Here is a 25,217-nt window from a genome sequence, read left to right on the forward strand (position 1 = left end):
TCAGCGCTCCCCGGCCGACTGGCCCTGCGATGCCTCGAGGTCGGCGAGGAAGCGGTCCACGACCGCGGCCGACTTCGCGTCGTCGCGGAGCGACTCGCCGATCACACCGGAGGCGAGGTCGAGGGCGAGGGTGCCCACCTCGCTCCGCAGCGACTGGAGCGCGCTCTGCCGCTCGGCCTCGATCTGCGCCTGGGCGTTGGCGGTGATGCGTGCCGCATCCGCCTGTGCCTGCTCGCGGACCTCGTTGCCGATCGCGGTCGCGTCGGCACGGGCCTGCTCGCGGATCCGCGAGGCTTCGGCACGCGCGTCGGCGAGCTGCTTGTTGTACTCCTCGAGCGCGGCCGCGGCCTGCTCCTGAGCGGCTTCCGCCTTCTTGATGCCACCCTCGATGGCCTCGGTGCGCTCATCGAGCATCTTCGTGATGCGCGGCGTCACGACGCGCCACATCACGATGAAGATGATGACGAAGGCCACCGCGGACCACACGATGTCGTACACCGGCGGGATCAGCGGATTGTGGGTCTCCTCCGCCGCGATGATGAGTGCAGTCTGCATCGAGAAGCCTTACGCAGTGAAGATGAAGTACGTGGCGATGCCGATGAAGGCCAGGGCCTCCGTGAAGGCGATACCGATGTACATGAGGGTCGTCAGACGGCCCTGGAGCTCAGGCTGGCGAGCGACGGACTCGATCGTCTTGCCGACGACGATGCCCACGCCGATGGCCGGACCGATCGCGGCGAGGCCGTAGCCAACCGTTGCGATGTTGCCGTTGATCTCCGCGAGAACGGTCGTTGCGTCCACGTGTTTTCCTTTCGAGTGCGGCCCGACGGATGTCGTGCCGTATGGGGGTCAGTAGGTCAGTGCTCGTCAGCCAGCGCGAGCTGGATGTACACAGCGGTCAGCAGCATGAAGACGTACGCCTGCAGCAGCGCGACGAGGATCTCGAAGAAGCTGAACGCGATGCCGAACGCCAGGGTCCCGATGCCGAACAGCTTGAAGAGGCTGTCGGCGTCGAAGAAGAAGAACCAGGTCGCCGAGAAGAACAGCACCAGGAGGAGGTGGCCGACGACCATGTTCATGAGCAGTCGCAGCGTGAGCGTCACCGGACGGAGCACGAAGGTCGAGACGATCTCGATCGGCGTCACGATGATGTACAGCGGCCACGGCACCCCGGGCGGGAACAGCGCGTTGCGCAGGAACGTGCCCGGGTGCTTGCGGAGACCGGCGTAGATGAAGGCGACGTAGGCGACGATCGCGAGGATCATCGGCATCGCGATGCGGCTGGTCCCGGCGATGTTCATGAACGGGATGAGACCCGTCAGGTTCATGAAGAGCACACCGAAGAAGACCGTGGCGAGGAGCGGCAGGAAGCGCTTGCCGTCCTTCTCACCCAGGTTGTCGAAGGTGTTGCGACGGACGACGTCGAACGCGTACTCGATGAAGGCCTGGCCCCGGTTCGGGACGAGCTTCAGCGCGCGCGTCCCGACGAACGCGAAGACGAGCAGCACGGCCACCGCGAACAAGCGGATGAGGACGATGCGGTCCATCTCGATCGGGGTCCCGGCGAAGAAGATCGGGTCCGGGAAGAACTCGTTGATCGACGGACCATGGAATTCGGCGGCCTTGCTGCTCCCCGCCGCCACGGTGTTGGCCGCAGCGGTGAGGGACAGGGGAAGAGCGTGGGATAGCAGCGCTGTCTCCTGTGTCGGCGCGCGCACGTCATGGCACGCGATGGTGGACTGTGTGGAGGCTCGTCCGCTCCGAGCGAGGCTCCGGACGCGGACTTCGAGAAGCCTATCAGGTGCGAGAGGCTTCCCGGGCTCTCAGGAGCGGGGGGTGTCGTTCCCAGGAGCGGAGCCGTCACCGGGCAGGCTGACGCCGATCGGGATGCGCGCCTTGGCGACCGCGACGACGTCGATCACGAGGGATCCGACGACGCCGACGATGATCACGACCGCGAGCACCGGGAAGTCCACCCACGCCCGGTCACGCAGCGCGATGAGCACCACGAGGAACAGGATGAACTTCAGGATCCAGGTGCCCATCACGATGCCGAAGAAGGCACCGGAGATCATCTGCCCCTTCGACACCCGCAGGGCGACGAGCACGGACAGCGCCGTGAGCCCGAGGAACACCACGCTGAGCACCGCGCCGAGCAGTCCGCCGACCAGGCCTGGCGTGCCGCTCACGACGAGCCCGACGACCCCGCCGACGACCGCCAGTGCGACGGCGAGGAGGCCCGCCCAGAGGAGGATGCGGCGGAAGACCGGCCGGACGTGGTCGAGGGCATTCGGTGCGGTCACGAGGGGTCTCCAGGGATCGATCGGTCGTTGGCGGCGCGGTCGAGGGGGTCGAGGCGGGCGTCCACCACGGGGGACGACCGCGTGGCGGCCTGCGCGGCGAACTCGGCGCGCTTCCGCCCGAGCGGGGCGAACGTGGCGACGGCGCACACGGTGAACCCGACGGCGACGAAGGTCAGCACCCAGTACCAGTCCACGAACAGGAACAGCAGACACCCGAACGCGACGGTCGCGGTCCACGCGTAGAAGATGAGCACCGCGTGGAAGTGCGAGTGCCCCATGTCGAGCAGCCGGTGGTGCAGGTGCTTCCGATCGGCCGAGAACGGCGACTTCCCCGCGCTCAGGCGCCTGGTGACGGCCAGCCCGAAGTCGAGGATCGGCACGATCAGGATCGCGAACGGCAGCAGGATCGGGATGAACGCCGGCAGCAGGGCCTGGCGCGTCTGCACCGCCGCCGGGTCGATGTTGCCCGTCACCGACACCGCGCTCGTGGCCATCAGGAAGCCGACGAGGAGCGCGCCCGCGTCCCCCATGAAGAGCTTCGCGGGGTGCCAGTTCAGGATGAGGAAGCCGAAGCACGCCCCGACGAGCACCGCCGTGAGCAGCGACGGCAGGTTGAAGAAGAACTCCGTCTGGACGACCACGCGGTTGATGAAGAACGTGTACAGGAAGAACACGCCGCCGGCGATGATCGCGACGCCGGCGACCAGGCCGTCCAGCCCGTCGATGAAGTTCACGGCGTTCATCACGAGCACGACCGCGAGCACCGTGAAGATCAGGCTCATGTACGACGAGCCGACGCCGAGCGTGTTGCCGATCGGCAGCGAGACGATCGCCACGCCCTGCCACGCGAGGATGCCGGCCGCGATGATCTGCCCGGCCAGCTTGGTCATCCAGTCCAGGTCCCAGATGTCGTCGGCGACGCCGAGCACGACGATGATCGTCGCCCCGCCGAGTACCGCGAGCACGCGCCCCGGTTCGCTGAACACCAGGCGGAAGTAGTCGGTCCCCGCGATGGACGGGAACAGGAACCACGCAGCGAGCATCGCCACGATCACGCCGATGTACATCGCGATCCCGCCGAGCCGCGGGGTCGGCGTGCGGTGCACGTCGCGCTCGCGGACCTTCGGGTACCAGCCGTACCGCAGGCCGAGCTTCCACACGATCCAGCTCATGCAGAAGCTCACGACCGCGGCGATCGCGCCGGCGAGCAGGTAGTACTTCACGTGAGCAGGTCGGCTCCGACGACCCGGGCGATCTCGTCGTCGGGGATGACGCCGTGCCGCACGATCGTCAGCTTCCCCCCGGTGGACAGCCCGGTCGCGTCGACGATGGTCGATCCGGTGGACGCTGCGACGCCGTCCCGCACGGCGATCGGGCCGCCGTCCAGGTACACCGACACGCTGTCGCCGAGCATCGCCTCGGCCCGGTCGACGTCCATCGCTGCGGGGTCGCCCGTGGAGTTCGCGGAGGACACCGCGAGCGGTCCGACCTCCTGCAGGAGCTCGAGGGCGATCCGCGAGTCGGGCATCCGGAGCGCCACGGTCCCCCGCGTCTCCCCCAGGTCCCAGTCGAGCGACGGCTGCGCGCGGAGGATCACGGTGAGGCCGCCGGGCCAGAACTCGTCGACGAGGTCGCGGACCTGCTGCGGGATCTCGGTGGCCAGCGCCTCGAGCGTCGGCGGCCCCGGGATGAGCACCGGCGGCGGCGACTGCCGCGTGCGGCCCTTCGCGTCGAGGAGGCGCTGGACGGCGCTCGCGCTGAACGCGTCCGCCGCCAGGCCGTACACGGTGTCGGTGGGGACGACGACGAGCTCTCCGCGCCCGAGCGCGGCACGTGCGAGCCGCATCCCGGTCAGGAGCCCGTCGGGGTCGGTGCAGTCGTATCGGGAGGCCATGACTCGACGATGATAGTGCGACACAATGGGTGGCATCGTGAACGAGACCGACGCGCCCCGCCTCCTGTTCCTCTTCGACATGGACGAGGTCCTCGTCCGGTACGACTGGCGGGTCCGGATGGCCGCCCTCGCCGAGTTCACCGGACACGACTTCGCGGAGCTCCGCCGCCGCTGGTGGGACTGCGGGAACGAGGCCCGCGCCGAGGCCGGCCACTACGCCGACGGCGACGCCTACCTGGCCGCGTTCGCCGACGCGATGGGCACCGACGTGCCCGAGGCCGACTGGGCGCGGATCCGCGGCGCGGCCATGACGGAGCTCCCGGACCGGGTCGAGGCGGTCCGGATCGCCGCCGAGCACGGACGCGTCGGGCTCCTCACGAACAACGGACCGCTCGCCGGTCGGTGGATCGGCCGCTGGGTACCGTCGCTCCCGCCGCTCTTCGGCGAGCACCTGGACACGACGAGCAACTTCGGGGCCAGGAAGCCCGAGCCCGAGGTCTTCGAGCGGGCGCTCGCGCACCACGGTGTCCCCGCCGAGCGCACGTTCTTCGCGGACGACATGCCGGTCAACGTCGAGGCGGCGCGGTCGGTGGGCATCCACGCGGTGCTCGTCGAGGAGCACACGGACCTCCGCGACGCGGTCCGCGCCTTCGTCGCGATGACCGACGACAGCCTGGAGGCGCGGCTCGGGTCCGTCTAGCGGGTCGCGGTGGTCGTGCGGTCGCGCCCGGTGAGGTCGACGTGCGTCTCCGGGGTCCGGAACCCCCGGCGCGCGAGGACCTCGCGCACACCGGCGCCCTGCTGCTCCGCGTGCTCGATCACGAGGAGACCGCCCGGCACGAGCAGGCGCCAGGCCGTCTCGGTGAGGGCCCGGACGGCGTCGAGGCCGTCCGCTCCCCCGTACAGCGCGAGCGCCGGGTCGTGGTCGCGGACCTCGGGGTCGACCGGCACCATGTCGTCGGGCACGTACGGCGGGTTCGAGACGACGACCGACACCGTGCCGTCGAGCTCCGGGAGAGCATCAGCGAGGTCGCCCTCGACGAGCCGGACGGTCCCGCCGTGGGCGTCGACGTTGCGCCGGGTCCACGGGAGCGCCTCGGGCGAGCGCTCCACCGCGTACACGACCGCGTTCGGCACCTCGGTGTCCATCGCGATCGCGATCGCCCCGCTCCCCGACCCGAGGTCGACGGCGACGGGCTCCGGGACCGCGGCGGCGCGCAGGGCGTCGATCCCGAACTGCACGACCCCCTCGGTCTCCGGTCGCGGCACGAACACGCCGGGTCCGACGGCCAGGGTCAGCGCGCGGAAGTGCGCCTCGCCGGTGATGTGCTGGAGCGGCTCGCGGGTGGTGCGCCGCGCGACCGCGTGCCGGAAGCGGTCGACGTGGTCGGCAGCGATCGCTCCCCCGGTCATCGCGCGTGCCTGCACCGCGCCGCGCGACGTGTCGGTCGCCCAGGCGAGCAGGAGTTCGGCGTCCACACGCGCGGACGGGACCCCGTGCGCGACGAGCGCCGCGGTCGCCTCCTCGAGGAGGCGATCCGCGGTGAACGTCGGCTGACCGTCGGAGGTGATCCGATCCTCCAGGCCGCTACTGGCCGTCCTGGTCGCCGATGGCGGCCAGGCGGGCCTCTTCGTCCGCCGAGATGGCGGATTGGATGACGGGCTCGAGCGCCCCGTTCATCACGCGGTCCAGGTCGTACGCCTTGTAGCCGGTGCGGTGGTCCGCGATCCGGTTCTCCGGGAAGTTGTACGTGCGGATGCGCTCCGAGCGGTCCATGCCGCGGATCTGCGACTTGCGCGCGTCCGAGGCGATGGCGTCGAGCTCCTCCTGCTGGCGGGCGAGGATGCGGGCGCGGAGGACGCGCATGCCGGCCTCGCGGTTCTGCAGCTGCGACTTCTCGTTCTGCATCGCGACCGTGATGCCCGTGGGCAGGTGCGTGATGCGGACCGCGGAGTCCGTCGTGTTGACGGACTGCCCGCCGGGGCCGGACGACCGGTACACGTCGATCTTGAGGTCGTTCTGGTTGATCTGGACCTCTTCGGGCTCGTCGACCTCGGGGAACACCAGCACGCCGGTGGTCGAGGTGTGGATGCGGCCCTGCGACTCGGTGGCCGGCACGCGCTGCACGCGGTGCACGCCGCCCTCGTACTTCAGGTGTGCCCAGACCCCCTGCGAGGGGTCGGTCGCGTTCGACTTGATCGCGACCTGGACGTCCTTGTAGCCGCCGAGGTCGGACTCGGTGCGCTCGAGGAGCTCGACCTTCCAGCCCTTCGCCTCGGCGTAGTGCGAGTACATCCGGAGCAGGTCCGCGGCGAAGAGCGCCGACTCCTCGCCGCCCTCACCGCCCTTGATCTCCATGATCACGTCGCGCCCGTCATCCGGGTCGCGCGGGATGAGGAGCCGGCGGAGGCGCTCCTGGCGCTCCGCCAGCTGCTCCTGCAGCCCGGGGACCTCGTCCGCGAACGCCTCGTCCTCGCGGGCGAGCTCCTGGGCGGCGGCGAGGTCGTCCCCCGCCGCCTGCCAGGACTCGTACGCGGCCTTGATCTGGCTCAGCTCGGCGTAGCGCCGGTTCACCTTCTTCGCCCGGGCGGCATCGGCGTGGAGCGCGGGGTCCGACAGCTGCTGCGTCAGGTCCTCGTGTTCCGCCAGCAGCCCCGCCACCGACTCGAACACGCGTTACTCCTGGTGGCCGTCGTGGCGCCCGCCGGTCGTCGGGACCGACTTCTGCACCTGGACGAGGAACTCGACGTTGGACTGCGTCTCCTTGAGGTTCCGCAGCACGATCTCGAGCGCCTGCTGCGGGTCGAGCCCGGCGAGGGCTCGACGCAGGCGCCACGTGATCTTGACCTCGTCGGCGGAGAGCAGCTGCTCCTCGCGACGGGTCCCGGAGGCGTTCACGTCGACGGCCGGGAAGATCCGCTTGTCGGCCAGGTGGCGGTTCAGGCGGAGCTCCATGTTGCCGGTGCCCTTGAACTCCTCGAAGATCACCTCGTCCATCTTCGAGCCGGTCTCGACGAGCGCGGTCGCGAGGATGGTCAGCGAGCCGCCGTCCTCGATGTTGCGCGCGGCGCCGAAGAAGCGCTTGGGCGGGTAGAGCGCCGCGGAGTCGACGCCGCCGGAGAGCACGCGACCGGAGGCCGGGGTCGCCAGGTTGTAGGCGCGGCCCAGACGGGTGATCGAGTCGAGCAGCACGACGACGTCGTGACCGAGCTCGACGAGACGCTTCGCACGCTCGATGGCGAGCTCGGCGACCGTGGTGTGGTCCTCGGCGGGCCGGTCGAAGGTCGAGGCGATGACCTCGCCCTTCACCGAGCGCTGCATGTCGGTGACCTCTTCGGGACGCTCGTCCACCAGGACGACCATGAGGTGCGCCTCGGGGTTGTTCTTCGCGATCGCGTTGGCGATGGCCTGCAGCACGACGGTCTTGCCGGCCTTGGGCGGGGACACGATGAGCCCGCGCTGGCCCTTGCCGATCGGCGACACGAGGTCGATGATCCGCGTGGACAGCTTCTGCGGCTCGGTCTCCAGCCGCAGGCGCTCGTTCGGGTACAGCGGGGTCAGGTCGGAGAAGTCCTTGCGGGCCGCTGCCTCGTCCGTGGTCTGCCCGTTGATCGAGTCGACCTTGACCAGGGCGTTGTACTTCTGGCGGCCCTGCTGCTCGTTGTCCCGCGGCTGCTTGATCGCGCCGACGACCGCGTCGCCCTTGCGCAGGTGGTACTTCTTCACCTGGCCGAGCGAGACGTAGACGTCGCTCGGGCCGGGCAGGTAGCCCGTGGTGCGCACGAAGGCGTAGTTGTCGAGGACGTCGAGGATGCCGGCGATCGGGATGAGGACGTCGTCCTCGGTGATCTCCGGCTCGAACTCGTCGTTCTGGGCGCCACGGCCGCGCTTGCGGTCCCGCTGACGACGGCCGCGGCCGCCCTCGGCGTCGTCCTGCTGGCCGTTCTGCTGCGGGCCGTTCTGCTGCTGGCCGTTCTGCTTCTGCTGGCCGTTCTGGCTCTGGCGGCCGTTCTGCTTCTGCTGGCCGTTCTGCTGCTGGCGGTCGTCCTGGTCGGCGTCGGCCTTCTGCTCGTCCTGCTTGGCGTGCTGCTGACCGGCCTGCTTCTGCTGGCCGTTCTGCTCGCCGGACTGCTGCTCGCCGTTCTCGCCGTTCTGCCCGCGGCCGCGACCGCGACCCCGGCTGCGGCGTCCGCGGCGCGAGCCGCCCTCGCCCTGCTGCTCGTCCTGGCCCTGGTCCTGCTGGCCCTGGTCGTCCTGCGTCCGACCCTGGTCGGCCGGCTGCTGACCGGCGTCGGCCGGCTGCTGACCGGCATCGGCCTGCTGGTCGGCGGCGTCGACCGTCGGCGCCTCGGCGGCGGGACCGCGGCCACGGCCACGGCGCTGTCCGGCCTGGGCGGCCTCCTGGGCGTCCTTCTCGGCGCGCACCTGGTCGAGGCCCGCGAGCAGGTCCTCGGTGCCGGTGTGGCCGTGGTTGGTGTGCTCGGCGGCCGAGGTCGGCGCGGCGCTGACCGTGCCGCCGGACGAGGCACGGCGCGAGCGACGGCCACGGGCGGGCTGCTCGGCGGCGGGGGCCTCGGTCGGCTCGGCTGCCGCGGGGGTCTCGACTGCCGGAGCCGGCTCCGCCGGGGTCTCGACCGCGGGGGTCTCGACCGCGGGGGTCTCGACCGTGGGGGTCTCGGCGGGGGCGGCGTCGGCGGGACGCTTGTCCTCGATCGAGGCGATGAGGTCGCCCTTGCGGAGCTTGGAGAGCCCGGTGATGCCGAGCGAGGAGGCGATCCGCTGGAGCTCCGGGAGTCGGAGGGCGCGCAGGTCGCTGGGGATCTCCACCGGGGTGGAGTCGTTGACGTTCGTCAAGTCGGTGTTTCCTTTCGAACCGCAGAACGCGGAGAGTTTCCACCGTCCCGGCGCATGGGTGCGCGTCGACCGTCGTTCAGACGACGGACCGGGATTCGGTGATCAGAAAGAGAGTGCCCCCGCGCACCGGACCCTGCGCTGGTGAGGAGCAGTCCTTGCGCCTACGCGGGATCGGCTTCGAGCGCCGAGTGCGGCACCACTGTAGCACCACCCAGGTCCACGGCCAGCATGAGGGCCCGCCAGTCGGACTGCGCGTGTCGCGCCACCAGGTCCGCGGCCGTCAGGCGCTGCGCCGGGTCGCTGCCCAGGACGAGCAGGCTCGGTCCCGCGCCGGAGACGACCGCGGCGAGGCCCTGCTGCCGGAGGAGACCGATGAGCGCGTCCGTCTCGGGCATCGCGCTCGCCCGGTACGACTGGTGCAGGCGGTCCTCGGTCGCGGCGAGCAGCAGCTCGGGGCTCTGGATGAGCGCGGCGACGAGCAGGGCGGACCGCGACACGTTGAACGCGGCGTCCTCGTGCGGCACGCTCGCGGGTTGCAGGGACCGCGCGAGCTTCGTCGACAGCGTCGAGGTCGGCACGAAGACCACCGGCGAGACACCGCGGTGGACGAGCAGCCGCTTGTACGCGGGGCCCTCTGGCGTCATCCACGCGATCGTCAGACCGCCGAACAGGGCCGGGGCGACGTTGTCGGGGTGCCCCTCCATCTCGGTGGCGAGCGACAGCAGGGTCGATGCGTCGAGGTCGACGATCCCCTCGAGGAGTCCGCGGGCGGCCATGAGCCCGGCGACGATCGCCGCGGCGGACGAACCCATGCCGCGCCCGTGCGCGATCGCGTTGACGGCGTGCAGCTCGAGCCCGGGCTGGGCCACTCCGGCGTGCTCGAGGCCGCGGCGGACGGCCCGGACGACCAGGTTCGAGTCGTCCGTCGCGACCTCGCCGGCACCGACGCCCTCGACCGTGACGGTCGCGCCCGGCTCCGGACGGACCCGGACGACGACCTCGTCGTAGAGCGACAGCGCGAGCCCCAGGGAGTCGAACCCCGGGCCGAGGTTCGCGGAGGTCGCCGGGACGCGCACACGCACCGCCCGTCCGGCCGGTACAGCGTTGCGGGCGGTCATGCCCTCCCCCGGCCCGGACGAGCGGTCGACGCTCACGCGGAGCCGACCAGTCCGAGCACGTCGGCGACCGACTTCGTGTCGACCGGGACGCTCGTCGGAGCGACCTCGCCGCCGTCCGCCGTGCGGAGGGCCCACTGCGGGTCCTTGAGGCCGTGTCCGGTCACCGTGATGACGACCTTCGCACCCTTGGGCACGATGCCGGCGTCGGCACGCTCGAGCAGTCCGGCCACGCCGATCGCGGACGCGGGCTCGACGAAGACGCCGACCTCGGCGGACAGGATGCGGTGCGCGACGAGGATCGCCTCGTCGGTGATCGCACCGAAGTAGCCGTCGGTCTCGTCCCGGGCCTCGAGCGCGTACTGCCACGAGGCCGGGTTGCCGATGCGGATCGCCGACGCGATGGTGTCCGGGTTCGGGACGACCTCGCCGCGGACGATCGGGGCGGATCCGGCGGCCTGGAAGCCGAACATGCGCGGCATCTTCGTCGACCGGCCGGCCGCGACGTCCTCGCGGTAGCCGCGGGAGTACGCCGTGTAGTTGCCGGCGTTGCCGACGGGCAGGAAGTGGAAGTCCGGCGCGTCACCGAGGACGTCGACGACCTCGAACGCGGCGGTCTTCTGCCCTTCGATGCGGTCGTTGTTGACCGAGTTCACGAGGTGCACCGGGTAGTTCGCGGCGAGGTCGCGCGCGATGTCGAGGCAGTCGTCGAAGTTGCCCTGCACCTGCAGCAGCTGGCCGTCGTGCGCGACGGCCTGGCTGAGCTTGCCCATGGCGATCTTGCCCTCGGGCACGAGCACCGCAGCGGTGATCCCCGCGTGCGTGGCGTAGGCGGCGGCCGACGCGCTCGTGTTGCCGGTCGAGGCGCAGATGACGGCCTTCGCACCGTGCTCGACGGCCTTCGAGATCGCCATGGTCATGCCGCGGTCCTTGAAGGAGCCGGTCGGGTTCATGCCCTCGTACTTCACGTAGACCTCGGCGCCGGTGCGCTCCGACAGACGACGAGCCGGGATGAGCGGGGTCCCGCCCTCGCCGAGGGTGACGATCGGCGTCGTCTCGGTCACGTCGAGACGATCAGCGTACTCGCGCAGGACTCCCTGCCACTGGTGGGCCATCAGGCTCTCCTTGTTCGGTGTGTTGCAGTCGGGGGCGGTGGGGTGACGGTCAGGCGCCGACGACGCGGAGCACGCTCGTCACCTCGACGACGACGTCCTCGTCACGGAGGGCCCGGACCGTGTCGGCCAGGGCGGACTCGCGGGCGAGGTGCGTGCCGATCACGAGGTTCGCGGTGCCGGCCGTGCCGTCACCCGGGTCGGTGGCGGCGGTCTGCTCGACGGTCTCGACGCTGACGCCGTGGTCGGCGAGGACGCCGGCGACGGTGGAGAGCACGCCAGGGGCGTCCGCGACGTGCAGCGTGATCTGGTAGCGCGTGCTCACCGAGCCGATCGGGAAGACCGGCAGCGCCGACTGCGTCGACTCGGCGATCCCGGGGCCGCCGATGACGTGGCGACGGGCGGCGGACACCAGGTCGCCGAGCACCGCGGACGCCGTCTCGACGCCGCCGGCACCCGCGCCGTAGAACATGAGGTCGCCGGCCGCCTCGGCCTCGACGAACACGGCGTTCTTCGCGCCGTGCACGCTCGCCAGGGGGTGCGACTCCGGGACGAGCGCCGGGTACACCCGGGCGCTGACGCCCTCGACGCCCTGCGCGTCGGTCAGGCGCTCGGCCGTCGCGAGGATCTTCACGACGTAGCCGGCCTTGCGCGCGGCCCGGACCTGCTCGATCGTGACCGAGGTGATGCCCTCGCGGTGCACGGCGGCGAGCGGGACCGAGGTGTGGAACGCGAGCGACGCGAGGATGGCGGCCTTCTGCGCTGCGTCGTAGCCCTCGACGTCGGCGGTCGGGTCGGCCTCGGCGTACCCGAGCTCGGTCGCCGTGGCCAGGGCGTCCTCGAACGTCGCGCCCTCGCGGTCCATCAGGTCGAGGATGAAGTTGGTCGTGCCGTTGACGATGCCCATGATCCGCTCGATGCGGTCGCCCGCGAGCGAGTCGTGCAGCGGCCGGATGATCGGGATCGCCCCGGCGACGGCGGCCTCGTAGTAGAGCTGCGCGCCGACCTGCTCCGCCGCGGCGAAGAGCTCCGGGCCGTGCGTGGCGAGGAGCGCCTTGTTGCCCGTGACGACGTCGGCGCCGGACTGCAGCGCCTGCAGGACGAGCGTGCGCGCGGGCTCGATGCCGCCGATGAGCTCGACGACGATGTCCGCGCCGAGGATGAGCGACGCCGCGTCCGTCGTGAAGAGCTCCTTCGGCAGGTCGACGTCCCGAGGCGCGTCGGTGTCGCGGACCGCGATGCCAACGAGCTCGAGGCCGGCGCCGGCACGGGAGGCGAGCTCGTCGCCGTGCTCCAGGAGCAGCCGGGCCACCTGGGAGCCGACCGAGCCGGCTCCGAGCAGCGCGACGCGGACGTTGCGGTATTCGATCATCTGGTACGGGTCCTGTCGTTCTCGGGTCATCCGGCCGCGCCGGCTGCGGGCGCGGGGACGACCCCGGTGTCGCGGGCGAGGAGGTCGTCGATCGACTCGCCCCGGACCAGGGTACGGGCAGCGCCGTCCGCCACCGCGACGACCGGCGGGCGGCCCACGTGGTTGTAGTTGCTCGACAGCGCCCAGCAGTAGGCACCGGTGGCCGCGACGGCGAGCAGGTCGCCTCGGTGCACGTCGCCGGGCAGGTACTCGTCGTGCACGACGATGTCGCCCGACTCGCAGTGCTTGCCGACGACGCGCGTCAGGACGGCCGGGGCGTCCGAGGTGCGGGCGAGCCGGGCGGTGTAGTCGGCGCCGTACAGCGCGGGACGGGCGTTGTCGCTCATGCCGCCGTCGACCGACACGTACGTGCGTGTGGCGCTCGCGCCGTCCTCGGTCTCGAGCGCGACCGGCTTGATCGTGCCGACGCGGTAGAGCGTGACGCCCGCGGGGCCGACGATGTAGCGGCCGGGCTCGACCGCGATCTCCGGCACCGGGATGTCCCGCTCGGCGCAGGCCTCGGCGACGATGGTGGCGAGGGCCTCGGCGACGTCCTCCGGGGCGAACGCCTCGTCCGCCTCGGTGTAGTCGATCCCCCAGCCGCCGCCGAGGTTCAGCTCCGGCACCGGCCCGGACTGCACGAGCTCGGCGTGCACGTCCATCAGACGGCGGGCGGCCTCGCGGAAGCCCGACTCGTCGAAGATCTGCGAGCCGATGTGCGAGTGCAGACCGACGAACGCCAGGCTCGGCTCCGCGCGCACGGCTGCGGCGGCCTGGACGGCCTCGGTCAGGGGGATGCCGAACTTCTGGTCCTCGCGCGCGGTCGCCAGGTACTCGTGCGTCGACGCGTGGACACCGCTGTTGATCCGGATCCGGACGCGCTGCACGGTCCCGGCGTCCGCCGCGGCACGGGCGACGCGACCGATCTCCTCGTGGCTGTCGAGCACGATCGTGCCGAGGCCGACCTCGACCGCGCGGGCGATCTCGGCGTCGGACTTGTCGTTGCCGTGGAAGCCCAGGCGTGCCGGGTCGACGCCGCCGGCCAGGGCGACCGCGAGCTCCCCGCCCGTGCAGACGTCGACGCGGAGGTCGGCCTCGGCCATCCACGTGGCGACCTGGGTCGTGAGGAACGCCTTCGCGGCGTAGTAGACGTGCGCCCGGGTGCCGATCAGGCCGAAGGCGTCGTCGAACGCGGTGCGGACGCGGACGGCACGGGACTGCACGTCGCGCTCGTCGACGACGTAGAGCGGCGTGCCGTACTGCGCGACCAGGTCGGCGGCGGCGACGCCGCCGATCGCGAGCGAGCCGTCGTCGGTCCGCGTCGCGGACGCGGGCCAGATGCGCGCGGTCAGCGCGGAGGCGTCGTCGGGGACCCGCAGCCGCGGCGGGGCAAGGGGGTTCTCGCTCACGGGACCCGATCCTAGCGAGCCGGGACGAGCCTCCAGTCCGCTGTTACGGGCCGCGGCGCGACGACACGCGCGGCGACGGGACGCGACTCCCCCGCGCCGTCAGCTGCCGCAGGTCCCCACGGTCTGCAGTCCCTGCTCCGTGAGCGGCAGCCGATCGGCCGTGACCCGCACGGTCGCGTCCGACCCGGTGATGTCGAGCGAGCGGACCCGCAGCTGCTCCGGCAGGAACTGCGCCGTGCAGACCGTCACGGGCACGTCGGTCACGCCGGGGATGGAGTCCACCTTGAGCCCGAGCGCCGAGTTCGTGATCCGGACCGTCTGCGGCGTGATCGTCACGCCGCGGCCGTCGGGCTGCGCCACGACGTCACCGGTGGCCGCGTACGAGATGTCGTAGCCGAGCACCGCGGTGGAGCCGGAGAGCTCGACCCCGCCGTCGACGAGCCGGAGCCGGTCGAACAGCGGGCTGTACTTCGCCAGGTCCTTCACGCTCGAGGCGGCGAGCGTCACGTGCCCGTCGACGTCCCGGACGTCGCCCTTGCCGTCGACCGGGACGTCGTGCACGGTGACGTCCGCCGCGAGCGGGACGCCGTCGACCGTGATCCGGTCCGACGAGATGTCCACCCGGTCGAGCGTCCCGGCGATCAGCTGCGGCAGGACGATGCCCTCGGCGTGGGCAGTGACCTCGCCGGTCGTGCCGTCGGGCAGGGACTGCTCGACCTGGTCGGCGATCGTGCGGTCCACCACGCCGCGCAGGACGAACTCGGCGACGACCGCGATCGCGACAAGCACGAGGACGAGCACGACGAGGACGATCGGCCAGCGACGGCGCTTCCGGGCGGGTGCGGGGGCGACGGACATGCGTCCCACCCTGCCAGGGTCCCCCGGCAGCCGGCCTGGAGGCACGGGTGCGGTCCGGCGCGCCGGCTGCGGCGCGCGGCCCGGCGCGTCGGCGGCGGTCGGCGGGCGGCCCGGCGGGCGCGCGTCGAACCAGGAAACCGACGTCGAACCAGCCGCGGGGGCTGGTTCGACGTCGGTTCCGTGGTTCGATCCGGGCGGGGCCGCGCTACATGCGCTCGGGAGCGGAGACGCCGAGCAGCCCCAGGCCGTTGCGGACGACCTGGCCGGTGGCGTCGTTCAGCCAGAGGCGGGTGCGGTGCAGGTCGGTCACGGCCTCGTCGCCGAGCGGCGTCACGCGGCAGGCGTCGTACCAGCGGTGGTACAGCCCCGCGAGCTGCTCGATGTACCGCGCGATGCGGTGCGGCTCGCGCAGCTCCGCGGCCTGCCGGACGACCCGCGGGTACTCCGCGAGGGCACCGAGGAGTGCACCCTCGGTGTCGTGGGTGAGCAGCGAGGCGTCGAACGCCGAGCGGTCCACCCCGGAGGCGGCGGCGTTGCGCGCCACCGACTGCGTGCGGGCGTGGGCGTACTGCACGTAGAAGACCGGGTTGTCGTTCGTCCGCTTGGTGAGCAGGTCGAGGTCGATGTCGATCGCGGTGTCGCTGGCGAACCGCACGAGGGCGTACCGGCCGGCGTCCACACCGACGGCGTCGACGAGGTCCTCCATCGTCACGATCGTGCCGTTGCGCTTCGACATCCGGAACGGCTGGCCGTCCTTGAGCAGGTTGACCATCTGGCCGATGAGGATCTCGAGGTTCGTGCCCGGCTCGTCGCCGAACGCCGCGCACATCGCCATCATCCGACCGACGTAGCCGTGGTGGTCCGCGCCGAGCATGATGAGGTTCCGCTCGAACCCCCGCTCGCGCTTGTCGAGGTAGTACGCCAGGTCACCGGCGATGTACGCGGGGTCGCCGTCGGACTTGATGACGACGCGGTCCCGGTCGTCGCCGAAGTCGGTCGTGCGGAGCCAGAGCGCCCCCTCGGCCTCGTACATCATCCCGAGCGACTGCAGGCGCTCGATGGCGCGCTCGACGGCCTTCGACTCGTGCAGCGAGTTCTCGTGGAAGTACACGTCGAAGTCGACGCCGAAGTCGTGCAGCGACTGCTTGATGTCGGCGAACATGAAGTCGACGCCTTCGCGGCGGAACAGCTCCTGCGCCTCGTCGCGGGGCAGGTCGCGCACGTCGCCGTCGTACGTCGACAGCACGCGGGCGGCGATCTCGCTGATGTAGGCGCCGCCGTAGCCGTCCTCGGGCGTGGGCTCCCCGAGCGCGGACGCGACGAGGGACCGGGCGAAGCGGTCGATCTGCGCGCCGTGGTCGTTGAAGTAGTACTCGCGGGTGACGAGGCCGCCCTGCGCGGCGAACACGCGCGCCAGGCTGTCGCCGACCGCGGCCCAGCGGACGCCGCCCATGTGGATCGGGCCCGTCGGGTTGGCGGACACGAACTCGAGGTCGATGCGGACGCCGTCGTACAGGTCGCCGTGCCCGAAGGACGAACCCCCGTTGACGATCGTGCGGGCGATCTCCCCCGCGGCCGCCGCCTCGAGCGTGATGTTGATGAAGCCGGGTCCGGCGACGTCGACCGACGCGACGCCGTCCAGCTCGGTCAGCTCGCCCGCGATCTCGGTCGCGAGCTCGCGCGGGTTCGTGCCGAGGCGCTTCGCGAGCTGCATCGCCGCGTTCGAGGCCCAGTCGCCGTGCGCACGGTTCTTCGGCCGTTCAAGCGCGACGTGCGACTCCCCGACGGTCACGGTGTCGGACGCGCCTCGTCGCTCGACGATCCCGGTCAGGATCGACAGGTACGCGGCGGAGAGTTCGGCAGGAGTCACGAGGGTCGATCCTACCGGGACGTCCAGGCGGCTCCTGGCCCGCGTCTGGTCGCGTGCACCATCATGTCCGGATGACCACCCGCAGCCGTGCCCGGGCGATCACCGTCGCCGTCCTCAGCGTGACCGCGTCCCTCGCCCTCACGGCGTGCACGGGCGGGTCCGGCGGCGGCTCCCCCAGCGCCAGCGCGAGCGCCGGACCGATCGGGCAGCGCGTGGCCCAGGGCTGCACCGACCTGCTCCCCGCGTCGGCGCTGCAGGTGTACGGGAAGACGTTCACGCAGGACACGTCCTGGACGCCCGCGAAGGGCACACCGGCGGCCACCATCGAGCGTCAGCGCGGTCGCGTGTGCCGCTTCGTCGCGACCGACGACCCCGCCACCACGGTGACGCTCGCCGTCGCCCACCTGCCTGAGAAGTCGCTCACGACACTGAAGGACGCCCTGTACGAGCGCGGCGGCTCGGTGCCGACCTACCGCGTCGAGGGCTACTTCGCCCTGACCGACGGCGTCGGGCGCGCGGACGCGTTCCCCGATCCGTACTGGATCACCACCGAGTCGACCCTCTTCACGGAGCCCGGCGGCGCGCAGCCCGTCGTCGACGCCGTGCACGCGGCACTCCAGCCGAGCGCCTCGGCGACGCCGGCCGGCTGACGGGACGGCACGCCCGGCCGCCGGCCCGCGTTCGACGCGACCCGGCAGCGGACGGGAGGCGCGTCCGACGCGATCCGGCAGCCGACGGGCGGCGCGTCCGACGCGACCCGGCAGCCGACGGGCGGCGCGTCCGACGCGACCCGGCAGCCGACGGGCGGCGCGTCCGACGCGACCCGGCAGCGGACGGGAGGCGCGGGGCGGGCCCGCACCGTGCCTCCCGTCCGGTGCGACGCGACACGCGCTGTCCCGGTGCGGTGCGCAGACCTGCTACGGTTGGTCTCGCCCACGAGCCCCCATAGCTCAGGGGATAGAGCACTGCCCTCCGGAGGCAGGGGCGGAGGTTCGAATCCTCCTGGGGGCACAGGAAACGCAGCACAGTCAGAAGCCCCGGCCTCACCGCCGGGGCTCTTCTCGTTCCGGCGCTCTCCTCCACTCAGAGCACGGTCGGCGTCATGGTTTGCCGGCGCGACACCCGGCGTCACTATGATCCGCGCCGATGAGCACCGGCACCTCGGACACCCAGGCACCCCTCGCCCGCGGCACGCATGCGCCCGACCCGCGCACCCTGCTCGACGTCCTGCGGGCGACCGCGGCCGCGACCCCGGACACCCTCGCGCTCGAGGACCCCGCCGGGACCGTCGACTACGCGACCCTGCTCGACCTCGTCGCCGCGCGGGCCGACGACCTCGCCACGCGCGGGGTGCGCCGCGGCGACCGCGTCGGCATCCGCATCCCGTCCGGCGGTCGGGACCTGTACGTGTCGATCCTCGCGGTGCTCGCCGCCGGCGCCGCGTACGTCCCCGTCGACGCCGACGACCCCGAGGAGCGGGCGGCGCTCGTGTTCGGCGAGGCCGGGGTCGTCGGTGTGATCGGGGCGGGCGGCGTCCTGCGGACCTCCGGCGCGCCCGACGCCGACCCCTCGCCGGTCGTCGACCCCGGCGCGCGTGCGGAGGCTCCGACGGTGGACGACGACGCGTGGATCATCTTCACCTCCGGTTCGACCGGTGTCCCCAAGGGCGTCGCCGTGACCCACCGCTCCGCGGCCGCGTTCGTCGACGCCGAGGCACGGATGTTCCTGCAGGACGCCCCGATCGGTCCGGGCGACCGGGTCCTCGCCGGGCTGAGCGTCGCGTTCGACGCGTCCTGCGAGGAGATGTGGCTCGCGTGGGGCCACGGGGCGTGCCTGGTCCCCGCACCGCGGTCGCTCGTCCGGACCGGGGTCGACCTCGGGCCGTGGCTCATCGCGCACACGATCACGATCGTCTCGACCGTGCCGACCCTCGCGGCGCTCTGGCCCGACGACGCCCTCGAGCAGGTCCGGCTCGTCATCTTCGGCGGCGAGGCCTGCCCGCCCGAGCTCGCCGCCCGCATCACGTCCCGGGACCGCGAGCTCTGGAACACCTACGGCCCGACCGAGGCCACCGTCGTGGCCTGCGGGTCCCTGATGGACGGCAGCCAGCCCGTCCGGATCGGCCTGCCCCTGGACGGCTGGGACCTCGCCGTCGTCGACGAGCACGGGCAGCGCGTCGCCCCCGGCGGCGTCGGCGAGCTCGTCATCGGGGGCGTCGGACTCGGCCGGTACCTCGACCCGGCGAAGGACGCCGAGAAGTACGCACCCTTCCCGGAGCTCGGGTGGGACCGGGCGTACCGGAGCGGGGACCTCGTGCGGTACGAGCCCGAGGGCCTGGTGTTCCAGGGCCGCGCCGACGACCAGGTCAAGCTCGGCGGTCGCCGGATCGAGCTCGGCGAGGTGGACGCCGCGCTGCAGGGCCTGGACGGCGTCGCGGGCGGTGCCGCCGTCGTGCAGCGCACCCCCGCCGGGAACCAGGTGCTCGTCGGGTACGTCGCCCCGGTCGCCGGCGCGACGATCGACACCGCCGCCGCGAACGAGCGCCTCCGGCAGGAGCTGCCCGCCGCCCTCGTGCCGCTCCTCGCCGTCGTCGACGCCCTGCCGACCCGCACCTCGGGCAAGGTCGACCGCGCTGCGCTCCCCTGGCCGCTCCCCGGCGCCACCGACACCGCCCTGCTGCCGGACACCGTCGCGTGGATCGCCGAGCGGTGGGCGGCGATCCTCGGCGTCCCGGTGACGAGCGTCGACGACGACTTCTTCGCGCACGGCGGCGGCTCGCTGACCGCGGCGCAGCTCGTCTCGGCCATCCGCGAACGCTTCCCGACGACGACCGTCGCCGACGTGTACGACCACCCGCGGATCGGCGCGCTGGCCGAGGCACTCGACGACGCCGGGCCGGTCGCCGCCGCCCGGCGCCCCGTCCGTCCGGTCCCGCCGGCGACCGGGCTGCTGCTGACGGTGCTCGGCCTGCCGGTGCAGGTCCTCCGCGGGCTGCGGGTCACGACCTGGACCGCCCTCGCGTCGAGCGTCCTGCACGCGACGTCGTTCCCCGCCCTGCCGTCGCTGCCCTGGTGGGCCCTCGTGCTCGCGCTCGCGGTGTTCGTCACCCCCGTGGGCAAGATGGCGCTCACGGTCGTGCTCGCCCGGCTCGTCCTGCTCGGCGTCCGCCCGGGCGACCACCCCCGTGGCGGCTCGGTGCACGTGCGCGTCTGGCTCGCGGAGCGGATCGCCGAGGCCGTCGACGGCCCCTCGACGTCCGGCGCGCCGTGGATCAGCTACTACGCCCGCGCGCTCGGCGCCCGGATCGGTCAAGGCGTCGACCTGCACACGCTCCCGCCCGTGACCGGCATGCTCACGATCGGCAAGCGGGCGTCGATCGAACCCGAGGTCGACCTCGCCGGGCACTGGGTCGACGGCGACGTGTTCCGTCTCGGCCGGGTCCGGGTCGACGCCGACGCGGTCGTGCACAGCCGCTCGACCCTGATGCCGGGCGCGCACGTCGGCGTGGGAGCCGAGGTGGAGGCCGGCTCCGCCGTCTCCGGCCAGGTCCCCGACGGGGAGCGCTGGGCGGGTTCGCCGGCGGAACGCGTCGGCTCGGCTCGGCACGGTCGGGAGGCACGACCACCGTCCCGCAGGCGCTGGCTCGTCGCGTACGGGGTCGGCTCCGTCGTCGTCGCGGGGCTGCCCGTCGTCGGCGTCGCGGCCGGCGTGACGGTCGCCGCGGCCCTGGTCGGGCGAGCGGACACGATCGGGTCCGCCGTGCTGCACGGCCTGGCGGCCGTCCCGCTCGCCACGCTCGTCGCGGGTGCCGTGTACGCCGGGCTCGTGGTCGTCGCCGTCCGGCTGCTCGGCATCGGCCTCCGCGAGGGCCGGTACCCGGTGCGGTCCCGGACCGGGTGGCAGGCGTGGTGCACCGAACGGGTGCTCGACGCCGCACGGACCCTGCTGTTCCCCCTGTACGCCTCGCTCGTCACGCCGCTGTGGCTCCGGGTGCTCGGGGCGAGGGTCGGTCGGGACACCGAGATCTCGACCGTGCTCCTCATCCCCTCGCTCACGCAGATCGCGTCGGGGGCGTTCCTCGCCGACGACACCATGGTCGCGACGTACGAGCTCGGCGGCGGGTACGTCCGGATCGGGCGGTCGAAGGTCGGGCGGCGCGCGTTCCTCGGCAACTCCGGCATGACCGGGGCCGGCCGCTCGGTCCCCCGCGAGGCCCTGGTCGCGGTGCTCTCCGCGGTGCCGAAGAAGGCCAAGCGCGGCTCGTCGTGGCTCGGATCGCCGCCGGTCCGACTGCGCCGGGCGACGACCGAGTTCGACGAGGAGCGCACCTTCCGTCCGCCGCGCCGCCTGAAGGTCGCGCGGGGGCTGTGGGAACTGCTCCGACTCGTGGCCCCGATGGTGTCCGCCGCGATCGCGCTCGGCGTCGCGGGGTCGCTGCTCGCGCTGTGGTCCTCGGTCGGGCTCGTCTGGACCGTCCTGCTCGCGGGTCCGGTCCTCATCGTCGCGGGCGCCGTCGCCGCCGCGGTGTCGACGGCCGCGAAGTGGGTCTTCGTCGGGCGGATCGACGCCAGGGAACGGCCGCTGTGGTCGTCGTTCGTGTGGCGCAACGAGGTGCAGGACACGTTCGTCGAGACCGTCGCCCGGCCCTGGTTCGCGGAGCAGGCCACGGGGACGCCGGCCCTGGCCGCGTGGCTCCGGAGCCTCGGAGCCCGGATCGGCCGCGGCACCTGGATCGAGACGTACTGGCTGCCGGAGGCCGACCTCGTCGAGATCGGCGCCGGTGCGTCCGTCGCGCGCGGGACCGTCGTGCAGACCCACCTGTTCCACGACCGGGTCATGCAGCTCGACGCGGTCCGCCTGGACACCGGCGCGACCCTCGGCCCGCACAGCGTCGTCCTGCCGGCGGCGGGCATCGGCCCCGGCGCGACCGTCGGTCCGGCGTCGCTCGTGATGCGCGGCGAGCAGGTCCCCGGCGGCACGCACTGGTCGGGCAACCCCATCGCTCCGTGGACGACCGCCCCGCCGGTGGCCCGCGCCGAGGACCCGGGCGTGGCAGACTCGACGGCACCGTGAAGCCGAACCCCGACGCCGACCCGTACACCCCGCACAGCGGCGACCGTCGGTGGAGCGCCCTGCACCACGACCTGCGTCTCGGCTACCGCGTCGCGACCAACCGGCTCGACGCGACGGCGACGATCACCGCGCGGGCGCTCGTCGCCCTGGACCGGATCGTGCTCGACCTGCACGGGCTGCGGGTCGACCGTGCGGACGTCGACGGCGTCCGGGCGGCGAAGGTCGCCGCGTCGACCCACAAGCTGACCGTCACCCCCGCCGAGCCGATCGCCGCCGGCGCCGAGTTCACGCTGCACCTGCGCTACCGCGGCGCGCCGCGTCCGCTCCGCAGCCCATGGGGCCAGATCGGGTGGGAGGAACTGACCGACGGCGTCATCGTCGCCGCGCAGCCGACCGGTGCCCCGAGCTGGTTCCCGTGCAACGACCGCCCGGACGACAAGGCCACCTACCGCTTCGAGATCACCGCCGAGACCGGCTACGACGTCGTCGCGAACGGCGACCTGCTCGGCCGTGAGCAGGCCCGCGCCGGCACGACCTGGACCTACGCGGTGACCGAGCCGATGGCCACGTACCTGGCGACCGTGCAGATCGGGCGCTACCGCTCGACGCGACTCCGCGGTGCCGTCCCGCCGGTGACCGTGCACCACCCGGCGGACCTGGCGTCCGCAGTCCGGACGGACTTCGGGCAGGTGCCCGAGATGCTCGCGCTCTACGCCGACCGGTTCGGCCCGTACCCGTTCTCGTCCTACGGGCTCGTGGTGACGGACGACGAGCTCGAGATCCCGCTCGAGGCGCACGGGCTCGCGGTGTTCGGCCGGAACCACGTCGACGGCGAGCACGGCACCGACCGGCTCATCGCGCACGAGCTCGCGCACCAGTGGTTCGGGAACTCGCTCACCGTCCGCCGCTGGCAGGACATCTGGCTGCACGAGGGCTTCGCCTGCTACGCGGAGTGGCTGTGGTCCGAGCACCGCGGCGGCGACTCGGCGGACGTGCTCGCCGCGCAGCACCGACAAGCGCTGGTCGCCGGGCCGCAGGACCTCGTCGTCGCGTCGCCGGGCGCGCGGGACATGTTCGACGACCGGGTCTACAAGCGCGGCGCCCTCGCCCTGCACGCCGTCCGACGGACCGTCGGCGACGAGGGGTTCTTCGCGGGGCTGCGGACGCTCACCGACCGGTACCGGCACGGCAACGTGGTGCCCGAGGACGTGCTCGGCGCGCTCGCGGACGCGGCGGGACTGCCCGTCGACGCGGTGCGACGGATCACCGGGCCGTGGGTCGACGAACCCGGGGTGCCTGCGCTGCCGGTCGTCCGTCCGGTCTGAGCGGCGCCGAGGGAGCGTTACGAGGCCGCGCGGTCCGGCGCGTGCACGTCCGTCCAGAGCGTGTCGAGCGAGAGTCCGACCTCGCCGGCGACCGCGGCGATCGTGGCGAACGCCGGGGTCGCGATCCGGCCCGTCTCGATCTTCCGCAGGGTCTCGGGCGAGATGCCGGCGGCCAGGGCGACGTCGAGCATCGAGCGCTCGGCACGGGCCCGGCGGAGCAGCGCCCCGAGCCGACGCCCACGCTCGAGCTCCTCGGGACTGAGCGGGAGACGGACCATGGACCTGATGGTAGTACCGGTACTGTTGTACCGGCCGAACTGTACCGGTAGCCTCGACGCGTGATCGAGATCCTGAGCCCCACCGAGGTCGACCGGGCCCGCCGCACGGGCGCCCTCGTCGGCACCGTCCTGCAGACCCTCCGCGAGCGCACCCGGGTGGGCACGAACCTGCTCGAGATCGACGCGTGGGCCCGGACGCTGATCGAGGACGCGGGCGCCGACTCCTGCTACGTCGACTACGCCCCGTCGTTCGGCCGCGGGCCGTTCGGCCACCACGTGTGCACCGCCGTGAACGACGCGGTCCTGCACGGGCTGCCCCACGACCGGGCGCTCGTGGACGGCGACCTGCTCACGCTCGACCTGGCGGTGTCCCTCGACGGGATCGCCGCTGACGCGGCCATCAGCTTCGTCGTCGGCACGCCCGACCCCGCGGACACGGCGCTCATCGCGGCGACCGAGCGCGCCCTGGCCGCCGGGATCGCGGCCGCCCGCCCCGGCGCTCGGACCGGTGACCTGTCCCACGCCGTCGGCACCGTGCTCACCGACGCCGGGTACCTCGTGAACACCGAGTTCGGCGGCCACGGCATCGGGTCGACCATGCACCAGGACCCGCACGTGTCGAACACCGGTCGACCGGGGCGCGGGTACACGCTCCGGCCGGGGCTCCTCCTCGCACTGGAGCCGTGGGTGATGGCGGACACCGACGAACTCGTCACCGACCCGGACGGCTGGACGCTGCGGAGCGCGACGGGGTCCCGGACGGCACACACCGAGCACACGATCGCGATCACCGAGGACGGTGCCGAGGTCCTCACGCACCCCCGGCGCTGAGCGGGACGTCCTGCGGCGCGGTGACCGTGATCGGCAGGCCGCCCGCCGCGACCGCGAGCACGAGGTCCGCGTCGAGCCAGGTCACCGTCACCGGCTGCCAGCGGCCGTCGAGCCGTGCCCGACCGCGGCGGAGGTCGACCTCGACCCGGGCGGGGTCGACGCGGAGCCCGCGGCCGTCGCGCTTGAGCACCGCCTCGGTGACGGCCCACGCGGCGGCGCGGTCCTGCACCGTGCGGAGCCGGGCGGACTCCCGCGGGCCGGACGCGTCGAGCGGGGCGGCGGCGACGCGCGAGACCCGCTCCACGTCGACGCCGACGGTCGGCAGGGTCGTCCTCGTCGACCGCGCAGTCCCCTGCAGCGCGGCCACGGCGACGATGCCGGTCGTGCGCGCGAGGCTCACCGGGACGGCCGTACCGGCGGCCTCCGCCCAGGGGCGCCCGTGGTCGGATGCGCCGCACGTCGGACAGGACCGGCCGGTGCGTACGGTGACCGGCTCGACACCCGCAGCGGACGCGGCGGCGGTGACCAGTGCCTCCCGGCCGACACCAGCGGTGTCCGCGTCCGCGGCGACGACGTGCACCGTCACGGCGACGGCACCGCACCTGACGTCGTTGCGGGACCGGGCGACCACGCGGTGAGCCTACCCGCGACGGGAGGGCGGATCAGGCGTGCGTGAGCGCGATGAGCGCGACGTTCATGGTGCTGTAGGCGCCCTCGGACCGGGTTGCCTGCCGGACGCGGCCGCGCAGGACCTCGTAGCGGCCGTCCTGCTCCCGGACGAAGCCGATCACGCCGCTCGCCGGCGTCGAGACGCGGTGGTAGCCGTCCTCCAGTGGGACGACCTCTGTGCTCGTCGTGCGCTCCATCGTGCTCCCCTTCCGTT

The 25,217-nt window shown here is 72.8% G+C and carries 23 protein-coding genes and 1 tRNA gene; 6 read left to right on the top strand and 18 right to left on the bottom strand.

The window, feature by feature from the left end; genetic code table 11:
• The 6 genes from FB462_RS10830 to FB462_RS10855 all read right to left on the bottom strand — a co-directional run bounded on the left by FB462_RS10830 (position 1) and on the right by FB462_RS10855 (position 4,197).
• Positions 1-555, bottom strand: coding sequence for a F0F1 ATP synthase subunit B (locus FB462_RS10830; RefSeq protein WP_058740385.1), 555 nt, complete (start codon positions 553-555; stop codon positions 1-3).
• A gap of 9 nt (positions 556-564) precedes the next feature.
• Positions 565-801 carry an ATP synthase F0 subunit C gene (gene atpE, locus FB462_RS10835; protein ID WP_058729232.1) on the bottom strand — a complete coding sequence of 79 codons (237 nt, stop codon included), beginning with the start codon at positions 799-801 and terminating at the stop codon, positions 565-567.
• Positions 802-857: 56 nt separating this feature from the next.
• Positions 858-1,643: a F0F1 ATP synthase subunit A gene (gene atpB / locus FB462_RS10840; RefSeq protein WP_114850005.1), complete on the bottom strand. Its 786-nt coding sequence runs from the start codon at positions 1,641-1,643 to the stop codon at positions 858-860.
• Between the two features lie 180 nt (positions 1,644-1,823).
• Complete coding sequence (locus FB462_RS10845; RefSeq protein ID WP_058740386.1) at positions 1,824-2,303, bottom strand: Cg1360 family ATP-synthase-associated protein; 480 nt, start codon at positions 2,301-2,303, stop codon at positions 1,824-1,826.
• On the bottom strand, positions 2,300-3,526 hold the full coding sequence (locus FB462_RS10850) for an MraY family glycosyltransferase (RefSeq protein WP_114850006.1): 1,227 nt from the start codon (positions 3,524-3,526) through the stop codon (positions 2,300-2,302). The genes FB462_RS10845 and FB462_RS10850 overlap by 4 nt, the downstream gene beginning before the upstream one ends.
• Positions 3,523-4,197, bottom strand: a complete 675-nt coding sequence (locus FB462_RS10855) for an L-threonylcarbamoyladenylate synthase (RefSeq protein WP_114850007.1) — start codon at positions 4,195-4,197, stop codon at positions 3,523-3,525. Before FB462_RS10855 ends, FB462_RS10850 begins: the two co-directional genes overlap by 4 nt.
• 37 nt (positions 4,198-4,234) lie before the next feature.
• Between FB462_RS10855 and FB462_RS10860 the strand changes: the two genes are divergently transcribed.
• Positions 4,235-4,897: an HAD family hydrolase gene (locus FB462_RS10860; protein ID WP_141861871.1), complete on the top strand. Its 663-nt coding sequence runs from the start codon at positions 4,235-4,237 to the stop codon at positions 4,895-4,897.
• Here FB462_RS10860 and prmC read toward each other — a convergent pair.
• The 9 genes from prmC to argS form a co-directional block, all read right to left on the bottom strand.
• The gene (gene prmC, locus FB462_RS10865) at positions 4,894-5,769 is read right to left on the bottom strand and encodes a peptide chain release factor N(5)-glutamine methyltransferase (RefSeq protein WP_141861873.1); all 876 of its coding nucleotides are present in this window, start codon (positions 5,767-5,769) and stop codon (positions 4,894-4,896) included. The genes FB462_RS10860 and prmC overlap by 4 nt on opposite strands.
• A 16-nt stretch (positions 5,770-5,785) precedes the next feature.
• Positions 5,786-6,871 (bottom strand): peptide chain release factor 1, encoded by a 1,086-nt coding sequence (gene prfA, locus FB462_RS10870; protein ID WP_058740390.1) that lies wholly within the window; start codon positions 6,869-6,871, stop codon positions 5,786-5,788.
• A 3-nt stretch (positions 6,872-6,874) separates the two neighbouring features.
• Positions 6,875-9,052 (bottom strand): transcription termination factor Rho, encoded by a 2,178-nt coding sequence (gene rho, locus FB462_RS10875; protein WP_141861875.1) that lies wholly within the window; start codon positions 9,050-9,052, stop codon positions 6,875-6,877.
• A 161-nt stretch (positions 9,053-9,213) separates the two neighbouring features.
• On the bottom strand, positions 9,214-10,170 hold the full coding sequence (thrB, locus tag FB462_RS10880; RefSeq protein ID WP_141863332.1) for a homoserine kinase: 957 nt from the start codon (positions 10,168-10,170) through the stop codon (positions 9,214-9,216).
• 32 nt (positions 10,171-10,202) lie between these two features.
• Entirely contained in the window at positions 10,203-11,282 is a 1,080-nt protein-coding gene (thrC, locus tag FB462_RS10885) for a threonine synthase (protein WP_141861877.1), read from the bottom strand.
• Between the two features lie 49 nt (positions 11,283-11,331).
• Entirely contained in the window at positions 11,332-12,651 is a 1,320-nt protein-coding gene (locus tag FB462_RS10890) for a homoserine dehydrogenase (protein ID WP_058742857.1), read from the bottom strand.
• A 26-nt stretch (positions 12,652-12,677) separates the two neighbouring features.
• Positions 12,678-14,099 carry a diaminopimelate decarboxylase gene (lysA, locus tag FB462_RS10895; RefSeq protein WP_141861879.1) on the bottom strand — a complete coding sequence of 474 codons (1,422 nt, stop codon included), beginning with the start codon at positions 14,097-14,099 and terminating at the stop codon, positions 12,678-12,680.
• Positions 14,100-14,198: 99 nt separating this feature from the next.
• The gene (locus FB462_RS10900; protein WP_141861881.1) at positions 14,199-14,957 is read right to left on the bottom strand and encodes an LmeA family phospholipid-binding protein; all 759 of its coding nucleotides are present in this window, start codon (positions 14,955-14,957) and stop codon (positions 14,199-14,201) included.
• A 205-nt stretch (positions 14,958-15,162) separates the two neighbouring features.
• Positions 15,163-16,827, bottom strand: a complete 1,665-nt coding sequence (gene argS / locus FB462_RS10905; RefSeq protein WP_141861883.1) for an arginine--tRNA ligase — start codon at positions 16,825-16,827, stop codon at positions 15,163-15,165.
• Between the two features lie 71 nt (positions 16,828-16,898).
• On the opposite strand from argS, the gene FB462_RS17535 reads away from it, so the two are divergent.
• The 4 genes from FB462_RS17535 to FB462_RS10925 all read left to right on the top strand — a co-directional run bounded on the left by FB462_RS17535 (position 16,899) and on the right by FB462_RS10925 (position 23,225).
• The gene (locus FB462_RS17535; RefSeq protein WP_188868849.1) at positions 16,899-17,477 is read left to right on the top strand and encodes a hypothetical protein; all 579 of its coding nucleotides are present in this window, start codon (positions 16,899-16,901) and stop codon (positions 17,475-17,477) included.
• A gap of 289 nt (positions 17,478-17,766) precedes the next feature.
• Positions 17,767-17,838 (top strand) — tRNA-Arg (locus FB462_RS10915).
• Positions 17,839-17,973: 135 nt separating this feature from the next.
• Positions 17,974-21,900, top strand: a complete 3,927-nt coding sequence (locus FB462_RS10920) for a Pls/PosA family non-ribosomal peptide synthetase (protein WP_141861885.1) — start codon at positions 17,974-17,976, stop codon at positions 21,898-21,900.
• Positions 21,897-23,225 (top strand): M1 family metallopeptidase, encoded by a 1,329-nt coding sequence (locus FB462_RS10925; RefSeq protein WP_141861887.1) that lies wholly within the window; start codon positions 21,897-21,899, stop codon positions 23,223-23,225. Before FB462_RS10920 ends, FB462_RS10925 begins: the two co-directional genes overlap by 4 nt.
• Positions 23,226-23,242: 17 nt before the next feature.
• Here FB462_RS10925 and FB462_RS10930 read toward each other — a convergent pair whose 3' ends face one another.
• Entirely contained in the window at positions 23,243-23,503 is a 261-nt protein-coding gene (locus FB462_RS10930; RefSeq protein WP_141861889.1) for a helix-turn-helix domain-containing protein, read from the bottom strand.
• A gap of 60 nt (positions 23,504-23,563) precedes the next feature.
• On the opposite strand from FB462_RS10930, the gene map reads away from it, so the two are divergent.
• Positions 23,564-24,334 carry a type I methionyl aminopeptidase gene (gene map, locus FB462_RS10935; protein ID WP_141861891.1) on the top strand — a complete coding sequence of 257 codons (771 nt, stop codon included), beginning with the start codon at positions 23,564-23,566 and terminating at the stop codon, positions 24,332-24,334.
• Here the strand turns inward: map and FB462_RS10940 are convergent.
• A complete protein-coding gene (locus FB462_RS10940; protein WP_141861893.1) occupies positions 24,315-24,965 on the bottom strand; it encodes a 4'-phosphopantetheinyl transferase family protein in 651 nt (216 codons plus the stop codon). The genes map and FB462_RS10940 overlap by 20 nt on opposite strands.
• A gap of 31 nt (positions 24,966-24,996) precedes the next feature.
• Entirely contained in the window at positions 24,997-25,200 is a 204-nt protein-coding gene (locus FB462_RS10945) for a hypothetical protein (protein WP_058729997.1), read from the bottom strand.
• Between the last annotated feature and the right edge of the window lie 17 nt (positions 25,201-25,217).

Origin of the sequence: Curtobacterium citreum (assembly GCF_006715175.1) — a bacterium.
Taxonomy (GTDB): domain Bacteria; phylum Actinomycetota; class Actinomycetes; order Actinomycetales; family Microbacteriaceae; genus Curtobacterium; species Curtobacterium citreum.

Bases quoted from the DNA above. Each gene is read 5' to 3' on its own strand.
- FB462_RS10920 (WP_141861885.1), top strand. From the start codon at position 17,974: ATGAGCACCGGCACCTCGGACACCCAGGCACCCCTCGCCCGCGGCACG.
- FB462_RS17535 (WP_188868849.1), top strand. From the start codon at position 16,899: ATGACCACCCGCAGCCGTGCCCGGGCGATCACCGTCGCCGTCCTCAGC.
- thrC (WP_141861877.1), bottom strand. From the start codon at position 11,282: ATGGCCCACCAGTGGCAGGGAGTCCTGCGCGAGTACGCTGATCGTCTC.
- FB462_RS10930 (WP_141861889.1), bottom strand. From the start codon at position 23,503: ATGGTCCGTCTCCCGCTCAGTCCCGAGGAGCTCGAGCGTGGGCGTCGG.
- FB462_RS10890 (WP_058742857.1), bottom strand. From the start codon at position 12,651: ATGATCGAATACCGCAACGTCCGCGTCGCGCTGCTCGGAGCCGGCTCG.
- FB462_RS10855 (WP_114850007.1), bottom strand. From the start codon at position 4,197: ATGGCCTCCCGATACGACTGCACCGACCCCGACGGGCTCCTGACCGGG.
- FB462_RS10945 (WP_058729997.1), bottom strand. From the start codon at position 25,200: ATGGAGCGCACGACGAGCACAGAGGTCGTCCCACTGGAGGACGGCTAC.
- FB462_RS10900 (WP_141861881.1), bottom strand. From the start codon at position 14,957: ATGTCCGTCGCCCCCGCACCCGCCCGGAAGCGCCGTCGCTGGCCGATC.
- FB462_RS10830 (WP_058740385.1), bottom strand. From the start codon at position 555: ATGCAGACTGCACTCATCATCGCGGCGGAGGAGACCCACAATCCGCTG.
- thrB (WP_141863332.1), bottom strand. From the start codon at position 10,170: ATGACCGCCCGCAACGCTGTACCGGCCGGACGGGCGGTGCGTGTGCGC.